Here is an 18,496-nt window from a genome sequence, read left to right as displayed (position 1 = left end):
TTAAAACAGGCGCCAGGCGTGCTGTTCCGGAAGCCCTGCTGCGTATATTTTGTCAATGGTTTCCGTGACATTGTACTCCACGAACCGAACCTCGAGTTCAAGGGCCTGGTCGTCGAAAATCACGTACTTCGCATGGTTGGTGCCATCTCTGGGCTGGCCCACGCTGCCCACATTGATGATATACCGGCAGCCGGTGTCAAGCATTATGGTTTCGCGCTTCAGTGGACGTCTGGAAACTTCGCGGCCGTCATGGGAGACGATCATCAGTTCGTGGGTGTGACCCACAAAGCAGATGGGTTCCTCGGCCTTTGTCATGGCCGCATCCACCTGCTCCGGATCGGCCTCAAACAGATAGGTGGTGGGCGAGTCCGGGGGAAACCCGTGGACAAACCGACAGTTGTTTCCCGTGAGAAAAAAAGGCAGTGCGGCGATGTAGTCCAGGGATTGTCCGGAAAGCATGGTTATGGTTTTTTCCAGGGAAATCCGGGCAATGGGATTGAACCAGTCCAGGTACCCTGGCTGATTGACGGCCAGTTCATGGTTGCCCTGGATGGATAAAATGCTGCGTTCCCGCACCATCCGGATGGCCTCGTCGGGTTCCGGTCCGTAGCCGATGCTGTCACCCAGGCAGTAAATGTTGGAAATACCTGCCTTTTCAGCATCTTTGAGCACTTCCCGAAAAGCTGCGGCATTGCCGTGAATATCAGAAATAACAGCGAGTTTCATTGATCCGGATACCTGTTGGACGTTGTGCATGATTGATTTAAAAGGCACATTAGCAATTTTGCCGATGAATTGTAAACGATTATCTGGAAAATAGCTCATTTGGGTGTTTTGACCTGTTTGCTTTCCCTTGTCCCTTTATATGAAAACCCTGTCCCGATACCTGAACATTTACGGCGTCCTCTGAAAATCGACTTTTTACGAAAGCATCACTATTTTGGTGAAAAACCTGCCAATTTTTATACCTTTTAAATGGTAACCCCTGAAAAAAGATATTTTTTAAAAAAAATGGTTGACTTCTTAAATAAATTATATGAGTTTTTTTATTGCTTTTTTTTCTCTATTGATACACTTTTTTAGCGATTATTTTAGGGCTGGCGGCATCAGTGCAGGTACTGATAACCATAAAAAAGGGGGTATGAAATGATTCTGCAAAAACGGTGGATAAAAGCGATTCTGGTTCTGATTTTACTGCTCGGATTTCTGGGTGCGTGGCAAACCGCAGGAGCCGGGGAAAAAATCAACATCAATACGGCCGGCCCTGAGCAACTTACACAGCTTAAGGGTGTCGGACCGGCAATTGCGGAACGGATCGTTGATTATCGTGAGAAAAACGGGTCGTTTACAAGTGCAGAACAATTGCTGGAAGTCAGGGGGATCGGCCCCAAAACACTGGAAGCCATCGCGGATCAGGTCATTGCATCATCTTCCGGATAACGTCCTGAAAAGCTGATCCGCCATAAGGATAAATCTCGTAGGCGGCTGCACCGTTGCCTGTAAAAAATCCCGGGAGGATGAATCCCGGGATTTTTTTATTGACTGGTGATGGCGCCGTAAAAAGCTTTTTACCGCGTCCGCTGTTGTTGCAGGAAGGAAGCCCTGCGGCCGGGATTTCAGTTTTTTCGCTCCTGACCGTTTACAAATTCATCAAATGCCTTCGCTAAAATTTCAAGAACTCGGCCTGCTGGCCTCAAACAGTTTGAAATTTTTGCTCTCCGGCATTTGCTGAATTTTTCCGTAAACGCTCAATGTCGCTTCAAAAACTGAAACGCCGACCTTGGACTTTTATGGCACCATCTGAAATCAGACTTTTTACGGTGCCATCACTGGTGAAAGTCTGAATTTCGGCTATGATTCAAGAAAGGGGTGCCGGCCGGTGCAGGAGATCGCGCGGGCCAGTATGGTCTGGATGTTATCGAGCATCTCGCACTGCTCAGAGCAGTCCGGCAGGTTCTGGCGATGCTGACATTCCCGGCACGGGCTTTTTGCCAGGTGCCCGATGTCAAAATCAAATATGTCCCGAATAATGATCATTTATGGCTGTTTCCTGAAAAGTTAGTATTTGCGTGCCTGACCGGAGTTTACTTTTGTTTTTTATAAAATAACATCAGCATCAGGCCGCATCAAGAAAAATTATCCGCAGCCGGCCGGCGGCGGGTATCAGGAAGCCAGGATATGTCCATAACGCCACCGCACACCCCGGAAAACCCGTCAGGCTTCCCGATAAAGTGCGAAAAAGTGAAAACCCATTGGTTTTATTATTTTGTGCGTTTTGCCGTTGCAGGCTGTTGACCATGGGGCGGGCCGGAGGTAATTTTCGAGTCGCATTGAGCCCGCAAGGGGTCAGCAGGGAGTGAATTGCGCCCGGCCCGCCCCATGCGGAAACCCGGGCAAGCCGTCGGGTCATCCATTTATGAGAGGGCTGGGAAAATGCAAGGGAGATGAAGGACAAGAGCGCAAAAGAAGCTTGACACTTTTTGGCATCCTGTTTCATTATATTGGTTTATGATTTGTTTGAAAATATTGCCCAATCCGGATCAACCCAATCAGGAGAAAGATATCCCATGAACCTGATCACGTCGCTTTCCCGCAGCATTTTGCTGCGGCTGTTTATAGTCAACCTGGTGCTGGGCTGCCTTATGGGGGCAGGTTTCTGGTTTGCAGCCCGAACCGTATTTGCCACCACAAGCCCTGCTGATATCCTGGAAGTGATCAGCCGGACTCCGGAACTGCAGGTATGGGCCCGGAAAACCGCCCCGCTATTGGATCTGGTGAAAACCTGGTTTTATCCGGCCCTGGCCGGGCTGCTGCTTTTGATGACCCTGGTTCAGTGGCTGGTGCTCCGGGGCGGGATCAAACGCGGGATTCGCAAATCCGGAATTGCCGATCCATCCCCCAAAACCGCGCCGGCAAAAAAAAGGGAAAAACAGGGGGATGAAAAACCGGAAAGGGAGTCGGCCGGCAGGGAAGAAAGCAAACGATACTACCTGCACCTGATATCTGTGCTCCAGCGACAAGGCCGACTGATGGATTTCTTTCACGAGGATTTAAGCGCCTATCAGGACGCCCAGATCGGTGCGGCCGTGCGCAGCATTCATGAAAACTGTGCCGGTGCTGTAAAAAAAACCATAGCCCCGGCCGCCGTAATCGACAAGCCCGAGGGCCAGGAATTCACTGTTCCGGCCGGTTTTGATCCGGCAGCCATCAAGCTTACAGGCAATGTCACCGGAGATCCCCCCTTTACCGGGGTACTCCGACATCGGGGCTGGCGGGCCGGCCGCCTGGAACTGCCCGTGCTTTCGGCCAGCGGCGATCCCTTGATTATTGCCCCCGCGGAAGTGGAAATCCAGTAATATCTTTTTGGCATCATCTCAACAGCAGGAGACCGTTAGTGGATCAGCCGACATACATCATCGGCATTGACCTGGGAACCACAAACAGCGTGGTTGCCTATACCGGGGCCACGCCGGAAACAGATCAGACACAGGAAGTGCGGGTCCTTGAGATTGCCCAGGTCACGGCCGCCCACACAATTGAAAAGCAGCCCGGTCTGCCGTCTTTTATCTATCTGCCGGGCCATGCAGAAGCCGGTGACGGGGCTTTTGCCCTGCCCTGGAACGCGGACAACCAGGTAGTAATCGGCGAATACGCCCGGATGCGGGCCGCAGAAGCACCCCAGCGTGTCATTGCCTCGGCCAAGTCCTGGCTGTGCAATACTTCCGTGGACCGAAATGCGGCAATTCTTCCCTGGGAGGCCGCCGATGACGTGGAAAAACTATCGCCGGTAGCCGCATCATCAGCCCTGCTGGCCTATTTGCGTCAAGCCTGGAATTACGAAATGGCAGGGGACAATTCTGCCCTGCGCATGGAAAACCAGGAAATTTATCTCACCGTGCCGGCCTCCTTTGATGCCGTGGCCCGGGAGCTTACCGTGCAGGCCGCGGAACATGCCGGATTGCCCCGGGTAACCCTTTTAGAGGAACCTCAGGCGGCTTTTTATTCGTGGATCGACGTAAGCGGCGATCACTGGCGCAAGGCTGTTGAAAAGGACGAACTCGTCCTGATCTGCGATATCGGCGGCGGCACCACGGATTTCAGCCTGATCCGGGTTTCCGAGGAGCAGGGGGAGTTGGTCCTGGACCGGATTGCCGTGGGCGAACACCTGCTTGTGGGTGGAGACAACATGGATTTGGCCCTGGCCTATCACGTGGCCGCAAAAATGGCCGAATCCGGCACCCGCCTGGATTCCTGGCAGATGCGCGGGCTGGTACATGCCTGCCGCAGCGCCAAGGAAGGTGCATTTTCCGGTTTGCAGGACCGGAATACATGGCCGGTAACCATACTGGGCCGGGGCAGCAGCCTGATCGGCAACACCCTGAAAATGGACCTGCCCGCAGAGGATATCAGCCGGGTCATTATTGATGGTTTTTTCCCGCAATGCCCTGAAAATGAATTCCCCCGGGCACAGCGCCGGACCGGCCTGCGGGAGGCCGGACTGGTCTATGCAGCAGATCCCGCTGTCACCCGGCACATGGCTGCCTTTTTAACCGGCCGGGATCGGGGGCACCAGGAGACCATGGCCGCACCGGATGCGATTTTGTTCAACGGCGGGGTCATGAAGGCCCCTCTGATCCGGGAGCGGATCAAAGATGTGCTGGACACCTGGAACCATTCATCCGGCCGGATTCGGGAAATCAATACGGAAAACTATGATCTGGCTGTGGCCAGGGGGGCCGCCTATTACGGCCAGGCGCGCCACGGCCGCGGCATCCGCATCCGGGCGGGTCTCAACAAGTCCTATTATATCGGCGTGGCTGCGGCCATGCCTGCGGTGCCGGGCATGCTCCAGCCGGTAAAGGCCCTGTGCGTGGCTCCCTTTGGCATGGAGGAAGGGACTGTTGCGCGCATCACAGAAAAGGAATTCGTGCTGGTGGTGGGCGAACCCGTGGTATTTGAATTTTTGGGTTCAGTCCGGCGCCAGGATGATCCGGCCGGGGCTGTGGTGGAAGACTGGCATGATCAGATCGAGGAGATCACCACCCTTGAGACCACCCTGGACGGGGAGCCCGGCACCACCGTGGGCGTGACCCTGGAAGCGGCAGCAACGGAAATCGGCACCCTTGAGCTGTGGTGCGTGTCCGTGGAAGACCAAAGACGATGGAAACTTGAGTTTAACGTGCGGCAGCAGGATTGATCGTGGATATTGAACAAGCCCGTTATATTATCGGAATTGATCTGGGCACAACCAATTCAGCCCTGTCTTTTGTGGATCTTGAAGCCGCAACATCGGAAAACAAAGGCATCCGCCTGTTTTCCATCCCTCAGCTCACGGCGGCTGGCGAAGTCGACCGCATGCCCGTGCTGCCTTCGTTTTGCTATATTACCGGCAAATACGACATTGACGCTGAAGCCGTCCGGCTGCCCTGGAGCCGGGAATCTGAAATTTCCGCGTTCGTGGGAACATTCGCCCGGGATCACGGGGCCAGAGTGCCCGGACGCCTTGTGTCTTCTGCCAAAAGCTGGCTCTGCCACGGCCAGGCAGATCGCCGTGCCCGGATTCTTCCCTGGGGCGCGGGCGGGGACGTGGCCCGAATCTCGCCGGTGGAGGCCACGGCCCGATACCTGGAGCATCTGAAATGCGCCTGGAACCACAGCGTTTCAGACGAGGCCCTGTACCTGGAAAACCAGTTTCTGATCATCACCGTGCCGGCTTCATTTGACGAGGTGGCCCGGGACCTCACCCTGGAGGCGGCCAAAACCGCCGGGCTCGTGGATGTGATCCTGCTCGAAGAGCCCCTTGCGGCATTTTACTCCTGGCTTATTTTGCATGAAAACAACTGGCGGGAGCATATCCGGCCGGGTGAACTGGTGCTTGTCTGCGACGTGGGCGGGGGGACCACGGATCTGACATTGATCACCCTTCAGGAAACCGGAGGTACGCCCAGATTTGAGCGCATTGCCGTGGGCGAACATCTGATTCTGGGCGGAGACAACATTGACCTGGCCCTGGCCCGGCATGCGGAACAGCAGTTCGGCTCAGGCGCCGACCTCACCGGTGACCGGTGGAAGACCCTGTGCCATTTGTGCCGCCAGGCCAAGGAAAATATCCTAAACCAGGGAACGGACCGGGAAACCATCACCATGGTGGGACAGGGCAGCAGTCTGATCGGCGGCACCCGGACTGCGGAAATCACACGTGAAAGCCTGGCGCAAATCGTTCTGGAAGGTTTTTTCCCCCTGGTGGAAAAGACCGCCCAAAAAACCGAAACCCGGCGCAAGGCTATTTCCGAATTCGGACTGCCCTATGCATCTGATCCGGCCATCACCCGCCACATCGGACTGTTTCTGGAACAGCACAAAGAGGATGTCGCCCGCTTCACAGACAAAAGCGATCCGTTTCCGGACCTGATCCTGTATAACGGCGGCAGCCTGAAGGCCGAAGTGATCCGGGATCGCATCGGATCTGCCATATGCCGGTGGTTTGGCAGAAAAGAACAACAGCATCCCCGGGTGCTGGAAAACCGGGATCTGGACGTGGCCGTAGCTCTGGGCGCCTCCTATTACGGACTGGTCAAATCCGGAAGAGGGGTCCGGGTGGGCAGCGGCAGTCCAAGGTCCTATTACCTGGGCATTGCCCGGGCAGACCGGCAGCAGGATGGTACAGCGCAGGCTATATGCGTTGTGGAGCGGGGTCTGGATGAGGGGTCACGGGTAACGCTTGCGGATCAGGAATTTGAGGTTCTGGCCAATCAGCCGGTGAGTTTTGAGCTGTTGAGCTCCAGCTTCCGCTCCGGCGACCGGGCCGGGGATATCGTGGATGTGGATGAAAGCTTAACCCGCCTTCCGCCCATACAGACGGTGATTCAGTTCGGACAGAAAGGGGTGCAGACGGCCATCCCCGTGCAGATTGAAGCCGAATACACAGAAGCCGGCATCCTTGAACTGTGGTGCGGCTCTGTTTCCACGGGTCACAAATGGCAGCTCCGGTTCCAGCTGCGGCAGATGCCGGCCCAGGAGATGGTGGCTGAAACCGAGGTGTTTGACAGCGCACAGGTGCAGACGGTGATCCGGACCATTGATGAGGCCTTTTCCGCACAGGACGGCCGCGCGCTTTTCGGTCTGGTCAAAAGCATTGCTGAACGCATCGGGCGCTCCAGGGACAACTGGCCCCTTTCATTGATCCGCCAAATGGCCGATGCCCTACTCGAACGCATGGATGCCCGGAAAAAAACACCTGAACACGAGGTGCGCTGGCTGAATTTGTTGGGGTTCTGTCTCCGGCCGGGCTTTGGTGACGGCTTGGACGACCAGCGCATTGCCCGGCTCTGGAAAATCTACAAGCAGGGCGTGATATTTAAAAAAAACCAACAGGCTGCGGCCGAATGGTGGATTTTGTGGCGCCGGGTGGCCGGTGGTCTCAATTCCGGCCGCCAGCGGCAGTTTGCCCAGGACCTCCGGCCTGTGCTCATGCCCAGAAAAGGAGGCAAAACAAAGCTGCCCCCCCAGCAGAGACTGGAGATGTGGATGGCCGTGGCCGGCATGGAACGGCTGGGGGCAAGGGAGAAAGCCGAATGGGGCCATGCACTGGCCGAAGAGATTTTACCGAAAAAAGCAAAGCCCCAGCAATTCTGGGCATTGTCCCGGTTCGGGGCCCGGCAGCTGCTTTACGGACCCGTGGACCGGGTGGTTTCCCCGGACAAGGCGGCCCCGTGGGTTGCGTTTCTGCTTGAAAATCAGTGGAAACATCCCGGGGCTGTGGGAAATGCCCTGGTGCAGATGACCCGCAAGACCGGTGACCGGTCCCGGGATATGGACGAAAGCCTTTTGGACCGGGTGATTCAATGGCTGTGCGACCATGGGATGGAAAAGCAAAGCCGGGTGCTGAAAATCGCAGCCCCACTTGAAGAATCCGAGCAAACCGCAATGTTTGGCGAATCTCTGCCAGCCGGTCTGATTTTAAAGCCCTGAAAAACTTTCACAGTGCCATCCGGCTTGAGAAAATGTTTAAATCCGGTTATTGTTATTGTAGTTGAAATCATGGTGGGGAAAAATCCGGTTTTATGAGAAAGGAACGGCCAATACCCGGTAAAAACGGGAGCAACGGCGGATTGCTGGATTTTCCCTGGCTGATTGCTCACCGGGGAGCCATGGCCGAAGCCCCGGAAAATGGCCAGGCCGCTTTTGACCTGGCTTTTTGCCGGGGTGCCCACGGCATTGAATTCGACGTGCAATTGACGGCTGATCACGTTCCCGTGATTTTCCATGATGATAGCCTGGAAAGAATTGCCGGCATCAAAAAACGGGTTTCCGGGTGCACCCTGGAATCGCTTCGCAAACTTGACCTTGGCAAATGGTTTTCTGACCGGTATGCCGGCAGCCGGATCATGACCCTGACACAAGTGCTGCAGCGATATGCGCACCAGGGCCTGCTCATGATCGAACTGAAAGCCGGCGCCGCGCCCCCGGCTGACCGCAACGGCCGGAGCCTGCTGGCTGCAGGGGTTATGGAGCAAATCGATCTTCACGTGCCGGCATGTTTTCGCCGAAATCTGTATATTCTGAGTTTTGATGCAGGTATACTAACAGACGCGCATGAACTTGCCCCTGATTTGCCCTGCATTTTAAATATTCACGGCCCGTGGCCGTTTTCCGGAAAGTTGTCCCGGAAAATGCAGCAATTGATCCGGGGATATTGTCTGCCTTTTGACCGGCTCACCCGGAAGTTTGTTGACCAGTGCCATGCAGCCGGCCACATTGTTGCGGTATACTCCTGCAACCGGCCTGCGGATGCGGACAGCGCCCGGAACATGGGAGTGGATGTCATTATGACCGATGCACCTGCGGAGGTGATCAAGGAGGCGCCATGAAAGTCGTGTTTCATCAGTTTTTTTATCCGGTCTACACTTCGGATCCGGCATCAGCTCCGGGCCGGATTGAAGCCATTGTAGACCGGCTGCCGTCTCACGCGGAAATGGTGGATGCAGAGCCGGCCCCTGAAAATCTCATTGAGCTGGCGCATTCCAATGTTCATATTGAAAATGTCCGGCGCAAGGATCTCTACGACATAGCCGCCCTGGCCGCGGGCGGGGCGGTCCAGGCCGCCCGGATCGGTCTTTCTGAACCCGCATTTGCCGTTATTCGGCCACCGGGACATCATGCGTCCGCGGAAACGGCTTGGGGTTTCTGCTATTTTAACAACATGGCCATTGCCCTGCTGACCCTAAAGAGCCAAAACCTCATTAACACGGCCTTGGTGCTTGACATTGATCTTCATTACGGCGATGGAACCGTTAACATCCTGGACCATTATGACTGGGTTGAAATCCATAATCCGGCCAAAAATACCCGGGAGCAATACATGGCCGAAGTCAACCGGATTCTGGCCGCCAGCCGGGCGGATATCATCGGCATATCCGCCGGATTTGACAATCATATGCAGGACTGGGGCGGATTGATGGCAACCGAGGACTATTACCATATCGGGAAAAAAGCAAGCCAATCCGCCTTTGAGCGGGGCGGCGGATGCTTTGCCATTCTCGAGGGCGGATACAACCACAGCGTGCTTGGCCAAAACGTTGCTGCTTTGGTCAACGGCATGGCTGAACCGCTTGCCTAAGGCAGCCGGTTTTGCCCGTTAACCCGGATGAATACGCAATGACCATGGAAAACGGAAATTCAGGCACCGACCGGTTCCGGGAGTTGACCTGGGGGGATCTCACTGCATGGGCGGGAAAAGATGTGCTCACGGCCGGAAGAAACCTGCAGCGCAAAGGATCGGTCAAGCAGCTTTCAAAAACCGCAGACGGCGGTTTGCTGACATGGATTCAGGCAGAGGAGGTCTTTGCCACCCATGTGGGATTTGATCACGAGGAATTGTTCTGCCATTGCGCCTGTCAGGGGGAGGGGGCCTGTGAACACGGCATTGCCGCAATCCTTGAATATATCGCCTATTTGAAAAAAAACATTCCCGTACCCTTTGCACCCTCAAATGACCAGCGATTTTTTTTACTATAACAGGACGGGTTTACCACTATGGCGCGTTGTGATAAGGATAGAATCTGTATATGCGTGTAGGTGTTGGCTACGACATTCATCAACTGGCTGCCGGACGGCGCCTCGTGCTGGGCGGCGTGAAAATTTCCCATGATAAGGGTTTGGTTGGCCATTCAGACGCAGATGTACTTGTGCATTCCGCATGCGACGCTATTTTTGGCGCCGCCGGACTGGGCGATATCGGACAGCACTTTCCGGATACCGATCCGGCCTACAAGGATATTTCCAGCATGGTGCTGCTGAAACAGACCTGGCAGAAGGCGCGCGTGAAGTGCCCAACCATCGGCAACATCGATGCCACAATTTTTGCCCAGCAGCCGAAACTGGCGGGCTATACCAGGGAAATGGCCACCCGGATCGCAGAAGTCCTTGAAATTGAACCGGAGCGGGTAAACATCAAGGCTACCACCACGGAAAAACTCGGGATCATTGGCCGCGAGGCCGCCATAGCCGCCATGTGCGTGGTTTTGCTTGAATAATACGTGATCTGATTTATTTTGTTAAAACAATTTTCTGACCCAACCACACCAGACGGACAAAAACCATGACTATTAAAGTCTATAATACACTGGGGCGATGCAAGCAGCCATTGGATCCGATGACACCCGGCAAAATCCGCATGTATGTCTGCGGCCCCACGGTCTATGACTCCTGTCATATCGGCCATGCCCGGTCCATCGTCGTCTTTGACGTGATCTACCGCTACTTGAAGGCCCGGGGATATGATGTGTATTACGTGCGCAATTTCACGGATGTGGATGACAAGATTATCCAGCGGGCCAACGATCTGGGAATCTCCTCCACGGAACTGGCCGCCCGCTGCATTGACGAGTTTCATGCGGACATGGAATCGCTCAACATGCAGCCTCCTGACCTGGAGCCCCTGGCCACTGACCATATATCCCAGATTATAACCATCGTTCGCATCCTCATTGAAAAGGGCTATGCCTACCCGGTGGACGGGGACGTGTATTTTGCCGTTGAAAAATGGCCGGAATACGGAAAACTCTCTGGCAGAAAACTTGAGGACATGGAAGCCGGGGCACGTGTGGATGTGGATCCGCGAAAGCATAGCCCGTTTGATTTTGTTTTGTGGAAAGCTTCCAAGTCCGGTGAGCCGGCCTGGGACAGCCCCTGGGGAAAGGGTCGGCCGGGCTGGCATATTGAGTGCTCGGCCATGAGCGCCGAGTACCTGGGCCAGAGCTTTGATATCCACGGCGGGGGAAAGGATCTGATCTTTCCCCATCATGAAAATGAAATCGCCCAGTCAGAGGCGGCATTTGGCAAGCCCTTTGCCTTCTACTGGATTCACAACGGGTTTATCAATATCAACCAGGAGAAAATGTCCAAGTCCCTGGGCAATTTTTTGATGATCAAAGACATTGTCAGGGCCTGGCACCCTGAAGTGCTGCGCCTGTTTCTGGTTTCCAATCATTACCGCTCGCCCATAGACTATACGGAGCAGGCCATGGCAGAGGCAGCCGCGTCCCTGGACAAGATTTACGGCCTGCTCGAAAGGGTGGCCCCGGTCTTTGACGCCTGGCCGCCGCAGGTTTCCGGGGATTCAGGGACCGAGCTGTGGCAGCGGTTTTGCGAAGCCATGGATGATGACTTTAACACCGCCCGGGGCATGGGGCTTTTGTTTGAGGCCGTGCGGGAGTTAAACCGTCAGATCGATGAAAAAGGGGCACCGGAAGCCTTCCAAAATCCAGAAGTTCTGGGCCGGCTCAAAGATATGCTGCGTATCGGGCAGATCATCGGCCTGATGGCCGAAACCCCGCAGCAGTATTTTCAGCAGCGCAAAAATGCCGTGCTAAAGGATCAGCAGATCGATGCCCAATGGATTGAAGACCAGATCGGGCAGCGGACCCGGGCCCGAAGGGAAAAGAATTTTGCCCTGGCAGACCGGATCCGGGACGATCTCAAAGCGCGCAACATCATTCTCGAAGACCGTCCTGACGGCACGATTTGGAAACACGGCGATGGAAAAGCGTAAATTTGCCCTGCATACGGAAATGACGCCCAGGGGAGACCAGCCCGGGGCCATTTCCGGCCTCACCCGCGGTGTCAATAATGGACTGGCCCACCAGGTCATGCTCGGTGTAACCGGATCTGGCAAGACCTTTACCATGGCCAATGTGGTTGCCGAGGTTCAGAAACCCACCCTGGTGATCGCCCCGAACAAGACCCTGGCCGCCCAGCTCTACAATGAGTTCAAGTCCTTTTTCCCGGAAAATGCGGTGGAGTATTTTGTCAGTTATTACGACTACTACCAGCCCGAGGCCTATCTTCCGGTATCAGATACCTATATCCAGAAGGATTCCTCGATTAATGAAATGATTGACAAGATGCGCCACTCGGCAACGCGCTCGGTGCTGTCGAGAAAAGACGTGCTGGTGGTGGCCAGTGTTTCGTGCATCTTCGGTCTGGGGGCACCCGAGGATTACCTGGCCATGCGTCTGGATCTGGAAACGGACATGGAGTTGACCCGGGACAAGCTGCTGGCTGATCTGGTTGAGATGCAGTACCAGAGAAACGACATGGATTTTTACCGGGGGGTTTTTCGGGTTAGGGGCGACCGGGTGGAGATATTTCCGGCCTACGAAGAGGACCGGGCCATACGAGTGGAGTTTTTTGGGGACGTGATCGAGGCCATTTCGGAAATCGACCCGCTGACCGGCAAGGTCAAAGGACGGGTCAACGGCACCACCATTTATCCGGCCAGCCATTACGTCACCCAGGAGCGCGGCCGGCGGCGGATCATCGACGATATCCAGGAAGAACTCAAGCACAGGATCGATCATTTCCGGGACACGGGAAAGCTCATCGAGGCCCAGCGCATCGAGGAGAGAACCCGATACGACATGGAAATGATTCTGGAACTGGGCTATTGCAACGGCATTGAAAATTACGCCAGACACATCACCGGCCGCGCACCAGGCCAACCCCCGCCCACGCTGCTGGATTATTTTCCGGACGACTTTCTGCTTTTCATTGATGAAAGCCATATCAGCGTCCCTCAAATCCGGGGGATGTATAACGGCGACCGGTCCAGAAAACAAACCCTTGTGGAATACGGATTCCGGCTGCCCTCTGCCCTGGATAACCGACCGCTTCGGTTTGAAGAGTTCAGCCGGCGTGTCTCACAGGTGATTTATGTATCTGCCACACCGTCTGACTACGAACTGGAAAAATCCGGGGAAGCGGTCATGGAGCAGATTGTGCGGCCCACGGGCTTGATTGATCCGGAAATGGAAGTCAGAAGCGCCAAAAATCAGGTCGACGACCTGTACTCTGAAATTCAGCAAAGAATCCGTGCAAACCAGCGGGTGCTGGTCACTACCCTGACCAAGCGAATGGCAGAGGACCTGACCGAATATTACACGGACCTGGGAGTGCGCGTCCGCTACCTGCATTCGGATATCAAAACCCTGGAGCGCATCGAGATCATCCGCGATCTCCGGGCGGGTGAATTTGACGTGCTGGTGGGCATCAACCTGCTGCGCGAAGGCCTGGATATTCCCGAAGTCTCCCTGGTGGCGATCCTGGATGCGGACAAAGAGGGGTTTTTGCGTTCCGCCCGGTCCCTGATCCAGACCTTTGGCCGGGCGGCCAGAAATGCCAGCGGCACGGTCATCATGTATGCTGAAACCGTCACCCCGGCCATGCGTCATGCAATGGAGGAAACCGGGCGCCGCCGCCGCATCCAGAAAGATTATAACCAGGAACATAACATCATTCCGGCAACCATTGAAAAATCCCTGGCCTCAGCCTTTGGATCGCCCTATGAAAAGACCGGCTCACAAGCACCGGAGCAACAGGTGGCCGAAACCGCAGCCACTTATGGATCGGATCAGAAAGTCGAGCGCCGGATCCGGGAGCTGGAAGCCAAAATGCGAAAGGCTGCAGACAACCTGGAGTTTGAGAAGGCGGCCCGGTACCGCGACCGGGTCAAGACACTGAAAAAGATGATGGTGTTTGATTTTGAAGCCGCAGTCTGAAACCCGGCAGCCAATGGGCGAAGGAGAAAATCAGACTCCGGGCCCGGCGGACAAAATTGCCCGCACGCCAAAAAGCCCCGGGGTGTATTTGATGAAAAACGCCGAGGGCAAAGTCATTTACGTGGGCAAGGCGGCAAATCTGAAAAACCGCATCCGTTCATATTTCTCGGATGCCTCATCGCGAATGGATGCCAAAACAGGGGTTCTGGTCAAACATATTGCGGATTTCGAGACCGTGGTCACGGCCTCGGAGACCGAGGCCCTGATCCTGGAATCCAACCTGATCAAGCGCTACCGGCCCCGCTACAACGTGATCCTAAAAGATGACAAGCGCTATCCGTCTTTGCGCATGGATCTTTCCGAGGCTTATCCCAATCTCACGGTTGTGCGAAAGCCCAAAAAGGACGGAGCCCTGTATTTCGGCCCTTATGCATCGGCCGGTGCGGTCAAGCAGACCCTGAAAATGATCCACCGGGTGTTTAAGCTGCGCAAATGCCGGTCACCGCAGGTCAAGCCCCGCTCCAGGCCTTGCCTGAACTATCAGATCGGCGCCTGCCTGGCCCCGTGCTGCTTTCATGTGGATCAGCAGGAATACGGCAAAATTGTTCACGAGGTGCGCATGTTTCTCCAGGGGCGCACCCCGGACTTGATCCGCTGGATTCGGGCGGAAATGAAGGAGGCCGCGGACAGCCAGGATTATGAGACCGCTGCTCAGCTCCGGGACAAGGTCTATGCACTGGAAAAAACCCTGGAAAAGCAGGTGGCCGTGACCACCGACTTTGTGGACCGGGACGTTTTTGCAGTGGAGCGAAGCCCGGAAAAAGCCGTTGTGATGCTTTTAAAGGTGCGAAATGGCTATTTACAGGGGATGCGGGATTTTTTGATCAAGGACGCGATTTCAGAAGATGCGGAAATCCTCGGGGCTGTTATCAAGCAATACTATGAGCAGAACCCGGCGGTGCCCGGCGAAGTTTTGACGCATACGCCGCCACGGGACAGGGGGCTTTACGCAAGCTGGCTTTCGGAAATGCGGGGGCGCAAGGCGGTGCTTCACACCCCGGTGCGGGGAGAAAAGCGGCGCCTTGTGGAAATGGCGGTCCAAAACGCCCGACAGCGGCTCCAGGCCCTGACAGAGGAGGAAAACTCAGCAGCCCACCTGCTTGGAGGCCTGGAAAAACGTCTTGGACTGGACAGATATCCCCGCCGGATTGAATGCGTGGACAACTCGGGTTTGTCGGGCACCGACCTGGTGGCCGGTCTGGTGGTGTTTGAAGACGGTGTGCCCAAAAAATCGCTTTACCGCCATTACCGGATCCAGGGGGTTTCAGCTCAGGATGATTATGCCTGTATGCGGGAGGTGCTGTTCCGGCGCTTTTCTTCAGACACCGGAGAGGAAAAGGACATATCCCTGCCGGATCTTCTCATGGTGGACGGCGGCAAGGGCCAGCTCAACATTGCCCTTGCAGTGATAGACGAACTTGGACTATCCGGGCGGTTCGGGGTGATCGGCATTGCCAAAAAAGACGAGGCCAAAGGCGAGCCCGAAGACAAGATTTACCTCCCGGGCCGGGCCAATCCGGTTAATTTTCAACAGCATACCGGGCAATTGCATCTGCTCCAGCGCATCCGCGACGAGGCCCATCGCCGGGCCGTGTCATTTCACCGCAAGCGACGAAGCAGCCGGAGCCTGCATTCGGCCTTAGATGATATCGCCGGTATCGGGCCCAGGAGAAAGGCTGTTTTGCTTCAGCATTACGGCAGCATCGAGGCCATTGCCGCAGCCCCGGTCGAGGAGCTCGCAGGGCTTTCCGGCATGACACGAAAAGCCGCCCAATCCATTCAATCCGGCCTTTCCGGGCAATAAGCCGTGATGGTGCCGGAAAAAGTCCAATATCTGCGTTACGCGCAATTTCTCAGAATTTCACGTACGGATCAGTACGCTGCATTCTTCGAAATTGCGCAAGCCTTGATCTTGAGCTTTTTACGGCACCATCGGAAATCAGACTTTTTACCATGCCATGAAATATTGGCGGATAATTTTTTGACCCGTTTATACAGGAGAGAGCATGGCCATCCAGGGAAGCCTTGATACATTTGATCTTTCAAACCTTCTTCAGATGATCAAGTATGAAAGAAAAAGCGGAAGGCTGACCATCAGCTCTGAGAGCAACCAAGTACAGATCCTGATGCAGGAAGGCGATATCGTATTTGCCACGGAATCTCGCAAAAGCAACCGGATCGGGCAATTGCTGGTCAACAACGGCCTGATCAGTGCCCAAACCCTGGAAGCCGCCCTGACGGCAAGCCGGGAAAAAAACCAGGGTATCGGAAAAACCCTTGTGGAACAGGGCAAAATCACAGTAGCGGAACTAAACGGCTTTTTGCTCCAACAGGCGGAAAATTCTCTTTATAACGTATTTTTGTGGCAAACCGGGCAGTTCGTGTACAAAGATGAATCCATAGACCTGAAACGGATTGTGGGCAGTGCATTTAACACCATGAACATCCTGTTGGAAGCCTCCCGCAGGATTGATGAACTGGCAGCGCTGAAAAAACAAATCCCGGATGACCAGTCCGTGCTCAAGCCCTGCGATCATGAACAAACAAGCCAAAACCTCGAATTCAATACGGATGAGTCAATGCTTTTGTCCATGATCAACGGCCAATCCACAGTGCGTCAGGTTATTGACGAAACCGGATGGGATGATTTTACCGGCTACCGGGTCATCCATTCCCTGGTCTCGGCCGGGGCAATCGAAATCCTGCAGTCCCTGCCGATGAATGAATCTGCAGCCCGGGCCGTGGAACAGCTCCGGGGGGTGGACGCCCGGCAGTTCAGACAAACCCTGGATTCCCTGGCGCTTCCGCGCAGCAGCATTCTGCGCCTGGCCCTGACCCGGCTGTTCCGGGATGCCGCAGACCCTGATATTTTAATGGAATCGGTGGGCAATGAAGCCCGAAAAATGAATGACCCGTCAGAAAAAGCCCAATTGGAAAGTCTCCTGGAACAAAGCCGCACATCCTTTATGAAAACCCTGCTGAATCTGCTTTGGCAGGAAGCCTGCAATAACTGCAGGCAGTAGTGACGGCTTTGCAAAATCCAATATCTGCGTTACGCACGATTCCTTAGAATTTCACATACGCTAAGCCGGCTGCTTTCTTCGAAATCGCACAAGCCTTGATCTTGGACTTTTACAAAGCCGTCGGATCGCGACTTTTTTCGGGTACATCAGTATTCACAATCGCTCAATTCAGATTTAAGAAAAAGCCCTGACGTTTTCGTTGTCGACTCAGTGCCAACGGCGGCCGGTCAGGAGAGGGCAAAGACCGGCCGCCAACGGGGCGGATGCTTAAAAATCGCTCAATTCAGGTGCCCATTAAAGTGCGGCCATGGCATCGACCAGGGAGCGCACAGCATCTGCGGATTTCTGCAGATCTGCGGCCTCGTCGTCTTTTAGTTCGATTTCAATCACTTCCTCGATGCCGGTGCTGCCCAGTTTTACCGGCACCCCGATAAACAGGCCGTTGATGTTGTATTCACCTTCCAGGTAAACCGCGCAGGGAAGAATTTTTTTCTTGTCTTTTAAAATGGACTCGGCCATTTCCACTGCTGCTGAAGCAGGGGCATAAAAGGCGCTTCCGGTTTTGAGCAATGAGACAATTTCCGCCCCGCCGGTGCGGGTGCGGTCCACCAGGGCGTCAATTCGGTCCTTTGACATCAGCTCTGTGATGGGAATGCCGGCCACGGTGGAAAACCGGGGCAGGGGGACCATGGTGTCGCCGTGGCCGCCGAGTACGAAAGCGTGGGTATTTTCAACTGAAACATTGAGCTCCCGGGCGATAAAGCAGCGGAACCGGGCGGAATCCAGCACCCCGGCCATACCGATGACCCGTTTTTTGTCAAAACCGGAAGCCTCGAAGGCCACATGACACATGGCGTCCAAAGGATTGCTCACGATGATGAGAATGGCGTCAGGCGATTTTTCCGCAATGTTTTTAACAACGCTTTTCATGATGTCGGAATTGGTCTTTAAAAGGTCATCACGGCTCATACCCGGTTTTCTGGGGATGCCGGCGGTTATGATGACAATATCAGAGCCTGCGGTTTCCCCGTAGTCATTGGTTCCCGTAAGGCAGGCATCATGTTTTTCAATGGGAGCGGCCTCGGCCAGATCCAAAGCCTTTCCCTGAGGCAGGCCTTCGGCAATATCCACCAGCACCACGTCACACAATTGTTTTTCCGCCAGTCGCTGGGCAGCAGTGGCCCCGACATTGCCGGCACCCACAACGGTCACTTTTTTGTCCATTGTTCACTCCTTTGTATGTGGTTTTATTGTTCCAGCAGCCCCGTAAACGGACATGCAAGAGAAATGCGGCATGATTGCCCGTGATTTGTCACAGTCCCTGCTTAGGCATTCCATTGCCGGCCGGAGTTGTCA

At 54.9% G+C, this 18,496-nt stretch carries 16 protein-coding genes; 12 read left to right on the top strand and 4 right to left on the bottom strand.

Translation table 11 applies throughout. The features are described from left to right. The gene (locus tag HNR65_RS05140) at window positions 1-726 is read right to left on the bottom strand and encodes a metallophosphoesterase family protein (RefSeq protein ID WP_181550388.1); all 726 of its coding nucleotides are present in this window, start codon (window positions 724-726) and stop codon (window positions 1-3) included. A gap of 420 nt (window positions 727-1,146) precedes the next feature. Between HNR65_RS05140 and HNR65_RS05135 the strand changes: the two genes are divergently transcribed. Further along, on the top strand, window positions 1,147-1,440 hold the full coding sequence (locus tag HNR65_RS05135) for a ComEA family DNA-binding protein (RefSeq protein WP_181550387.1): 294 nt from the start codon (window positions 1,147-1,149) through the stop codon (window positions 1,438-1,440). Window positions 1,441-1,851: 411 nt separating this feature from the next. Here HNR65_RS05135 and HNR65_RS05130 read toward each other — a convergent pair whose 3' ends face one another. Further along, the gene (locus HNR65_RS05130; protein WP_181550386.1) at window positions 1,852-2,037 is read right to left on the bottom strand and encodes a hypothetical protein; all 186 of its coding nucleotides are present in this window, start codon (window positions 2,035-2,037) and stop codon (window positions 1,852-1,854) included. A 79-nt stretch (window positions 2,038-2,116) separates the two neighbouring features. Continuing rightward, window positions 2,117-2,497, bottom strand: coding sequence for a hypothetical protein (locus tag HNR65_RS05125; protein WP_181550385.1), 381 nt, complete (start codon window positions 2,495-2,497; stop codon window positions 2,117-2,119). Between the two features lie 70 nt (window positions 2,498-2,567). Between HNR65_RS05125 and HNR65_RS05120 the strand changes: the two genes are divergently transcribed. From HNR65_RS05120 to HNR65_RS05070, 11 genes are all read left to right on the top strand, one after another. Then, the gene (locus tag HNR65_RS05120) at window positions 2,568-3,356 is read left to right on the top strand and encodes a DUF2760 domain-containing protein (protein ID WP_181550384.1); all 789 of its coding nucleotides are present in this window, start codon (window positions 2,568-2,570) and stop codon (window positions 3,354-3,356) included. Window positions 3,357-3,394: 38 nt separating this feature from the next. Continuing rightward, window positions 3,395-5,197: an Hsp70 family protein gene (locus HNR65_RS05115; protein WP_181550383.1), complete on the top strand. Its 1,803-nt coding sequence runs from the start codon at window positions 3,395-3,397 to the stop codon at window positions 5,195-5,197. Window positions 5,198-5,199: 2 nt separating this feature from the next. Then, complete coding sequence (locus HNR65_RS05110; protein ID WP_181550382.1) at window positions 5,200-7,971, top strand: Hsp70 family protein; 2,772 nt, start codon at window positions 5,200-5,202, stop codon at window positions 7,969-7,971. A 92-nt stretch (window positions 7,972-8,063) separates the two neighbouring features. Then, on the top strand, window positions 8,064-8,870 hold the full coding sequence (locus tag HNR65_RS05105; protein WP_181550381.1) for a glycerophosphodiester phosphodiesterase: 807 nt from the start codon (window positions 8,064-8,066) through the stop codon (window positions 8,868-8,870). After that, window positions 8,867-9,619 carry a histone deacetylase family protein gene (locus HNR65_RS05100; protein WP_181550380.1) on the top strand — a complete coding sequence of 251 codons (753 nt, stop codon included), beginning with the start codon at window positions 8,867-8,869 and terminating at the stop codon, window positions 9,617-9,619. Before HNR65_RS05105 ends, HNR65_RS05100 begins: the two co-directional genes overlap by 4 nt. 11 nt (window positions 9,620-9,630) lie before the next feature. Next, window positions 9,631-10,017, top strand: coding sequence for an SWIM zinc finger family protein (locus tag HNR65_RS05095; protein ID WP_181550379.1), 387 nt, complete (start codon window positions 9,631-9,633; stop codon window positions 10,015-10,017). A gap of 50 nt (window positions 10,018-10,067) precedes the next feature. Then, window positions 10,068-10,535: a 2-C-methyl-D-erythritol 2,4-cyclodiphosphate synthase gene (ispF, locus tag HNR65_RS05090; RefSeq protein WP_181550378.1), complete on the top strand. Its 468-nt coding sequence runs from the start codon at window positions 10,068-10,070 to the stop codon at window positions 10,533-10,535. Between the two features lie 65 nt (window positions 10,536-10,600). Further along, window positions 10,601-12,052, top strand: a complete 1,452-nt coding sequence (cysS, locus tag HNR65_RS05085; RefSeq protein WP_181550377.1) for a cysteine--tRNA ligase — start codon at window positions 10,601-10,603, stop codon at window positions 12,050-12,052. Then, on the top strand, window positions 12,039-14,057 hold the full coding sequence (gene uvrB / locus HNR65_RS05080) for an excinuclease ABC subunit UvrB (protein WP_181550376.1): 2,019 nt from the start codon (window positions 12,039-12,041) through the stop codon (window positions 14,055-14,057). The genes cysS and uvrB overlap by 14 nt, the downstream gene beginning before the upstream one ends. 13 nt (window positions 14,058-14,070) lie before the next feature. Next, the gene (gene uvrC, locus HNR65_RS05075; RefSeq protein WP_181550375.1) at window positions 14,071-15,921 is read left to right on the top strand and encodes an excinuclease ABC subunit UvrC; all 1,851 of its coding nucleotides are present in this window, start codon (window positions 14,071-14,073) and stop codon (window positions 15,919-15,921) included. Between the two features lie 202 nt (window positions 15,922-16,123). Further along, the gene (locus HNR65_RS05070; RefSeq protein WP_181550374.1) at window positions 16,124-17,140 is read left to right on the top strand and encodes a DUF4388 domain-containing protein; all 1,017 of its coding nucleotides are present in this window, start codon (window positions 16,124-16,126) and stop codon (window positions 17,138-17,140) included. Window positions 17,141-17,434: 294 nt separating this feature from the next. Here HNR65_RS05070 and mdh read toward each other — a convergent pair whose 3' ends face one another. Then, a complete protein-coding gene (gene mdh / locus HNR65_RS05065) occupies window positions 17,435-18,364 on the bottom strand; it encodes a malate dehydrogenase (protein ID WP_181550373.1) in 930 nt (309 codons plus the stop codon). Between the last annotated feature and the right edge of the window lie 132 nt (window positions 18,365-18,496).

The organism is Desulfosalsimonas propionicica, from assembly GCF_013761005.1.
In the GTDB taxonomy this organism is placed as follows: domain Bacteria; phylum Desulfobacterota; class Desulfobacteria; order Desulfobacterales; family Desulfosalsimonadaceae; genus Desulfosalsimonas; species Desulfosalsimonas propionicica.
The sequence above is the reverse complement of the archived record's forward strand: the minus strand, read 5'-3'. Positions and strand labels throughout refer to the sequence as shown.

Excerpts from the sequence above, each read along its gene's own strand:
- HNR65_RS05105 (WP_181550381.1), top strand. The coding sequence starts at position 8,064 with ATGAGAAAGGAACGGCCAATACCCGGTAAAAACGGGAGCAACGGCGGA.
- HNR65_RS05070 (WP_181550374.1), top strand. The coding sequence starts at position 16,124 with ATGGCCATCCAGGGAAGCCTTGATACATTTGATCTTTCAAACCTTCTT.
- uvrC (WP_181550375.1), top strand. The coding sequence starts at position 14,071 with ATGGGCGAAGGAGAAAATCAGACTCCGGGCCCGGCGGACAAAATTGCC.
- ispF (WP_181550378.1), top strand. The coding sequence starts at position 10,068 with ATGCGTGTAGGTGTTGGCTACGACATTCATCAACTGGCTGCCGGACGG.
- mdh (WP_181550373.1), bottom strand. The coding sequence starts at position 18,364 with ATGGACAAAAAAGTGACCGTTGTGGGTGCCGGCAATGTCGGGGCCACT.
- HNR65_RS05135 (WP_181550387.1), top strand. The coding sequence starts at position 1,147 with ATGATTCTGCAAAAACGGTGGATAAAAGCGATTCTGGTTCTGATTTTA.
- HNR65_RS05120 (WP_181550384.1), top strand. The coding sequence starts at position 2,568 with ATGAACCTGATCACGTCGCTTTCCCGCAGCATTTTGCTGCGGCTGTTT.
- HNR65_RS05125 (WP_181550385.1), bottom strand. The coding sequence starts at position 2,497 with ATGAAACAGGATGCCAAAAAGTGTCAAGCTTCTTTTGCGCTCTTGTCC.
- HNR65_RS05140 (WP_181550388.1), bottom strand. The coding sequence starts at position 726 with ATGAAACTCGCTGTTATTTCTGATATTCACGGCAATGCCGCAGCTTTT.
- cysS (WP_181550377.1), top strand. The coding sequence starts at position 10,601 with ATGACTATTAAAGTCTATAATACACTGGGGCGATGCAAGCAGCCATTG.
- uvrB (WP_181550376.1), top strand. The coding sequence starts at position 12,039 with ATGGAAAAGCGTAAATTTGCCCTGCATACGGAAATGACGCCCAGGGGA.
- HNR65_RS05130 (WP_181550386.1), bottom strand. The coding sequence starts at position 2,037 with ATGATCATTATTCGGGACATATTTGATTTTGACATCGGGCACCTGGCA.
- HNR65_RS05100 (WP_181550380.1), top strand. The coding sequence starts at position 8,867 with ATGAAAGTCGTGTTTCATCAGTTTTTTTATCCGGTCTACACTTCGGAT.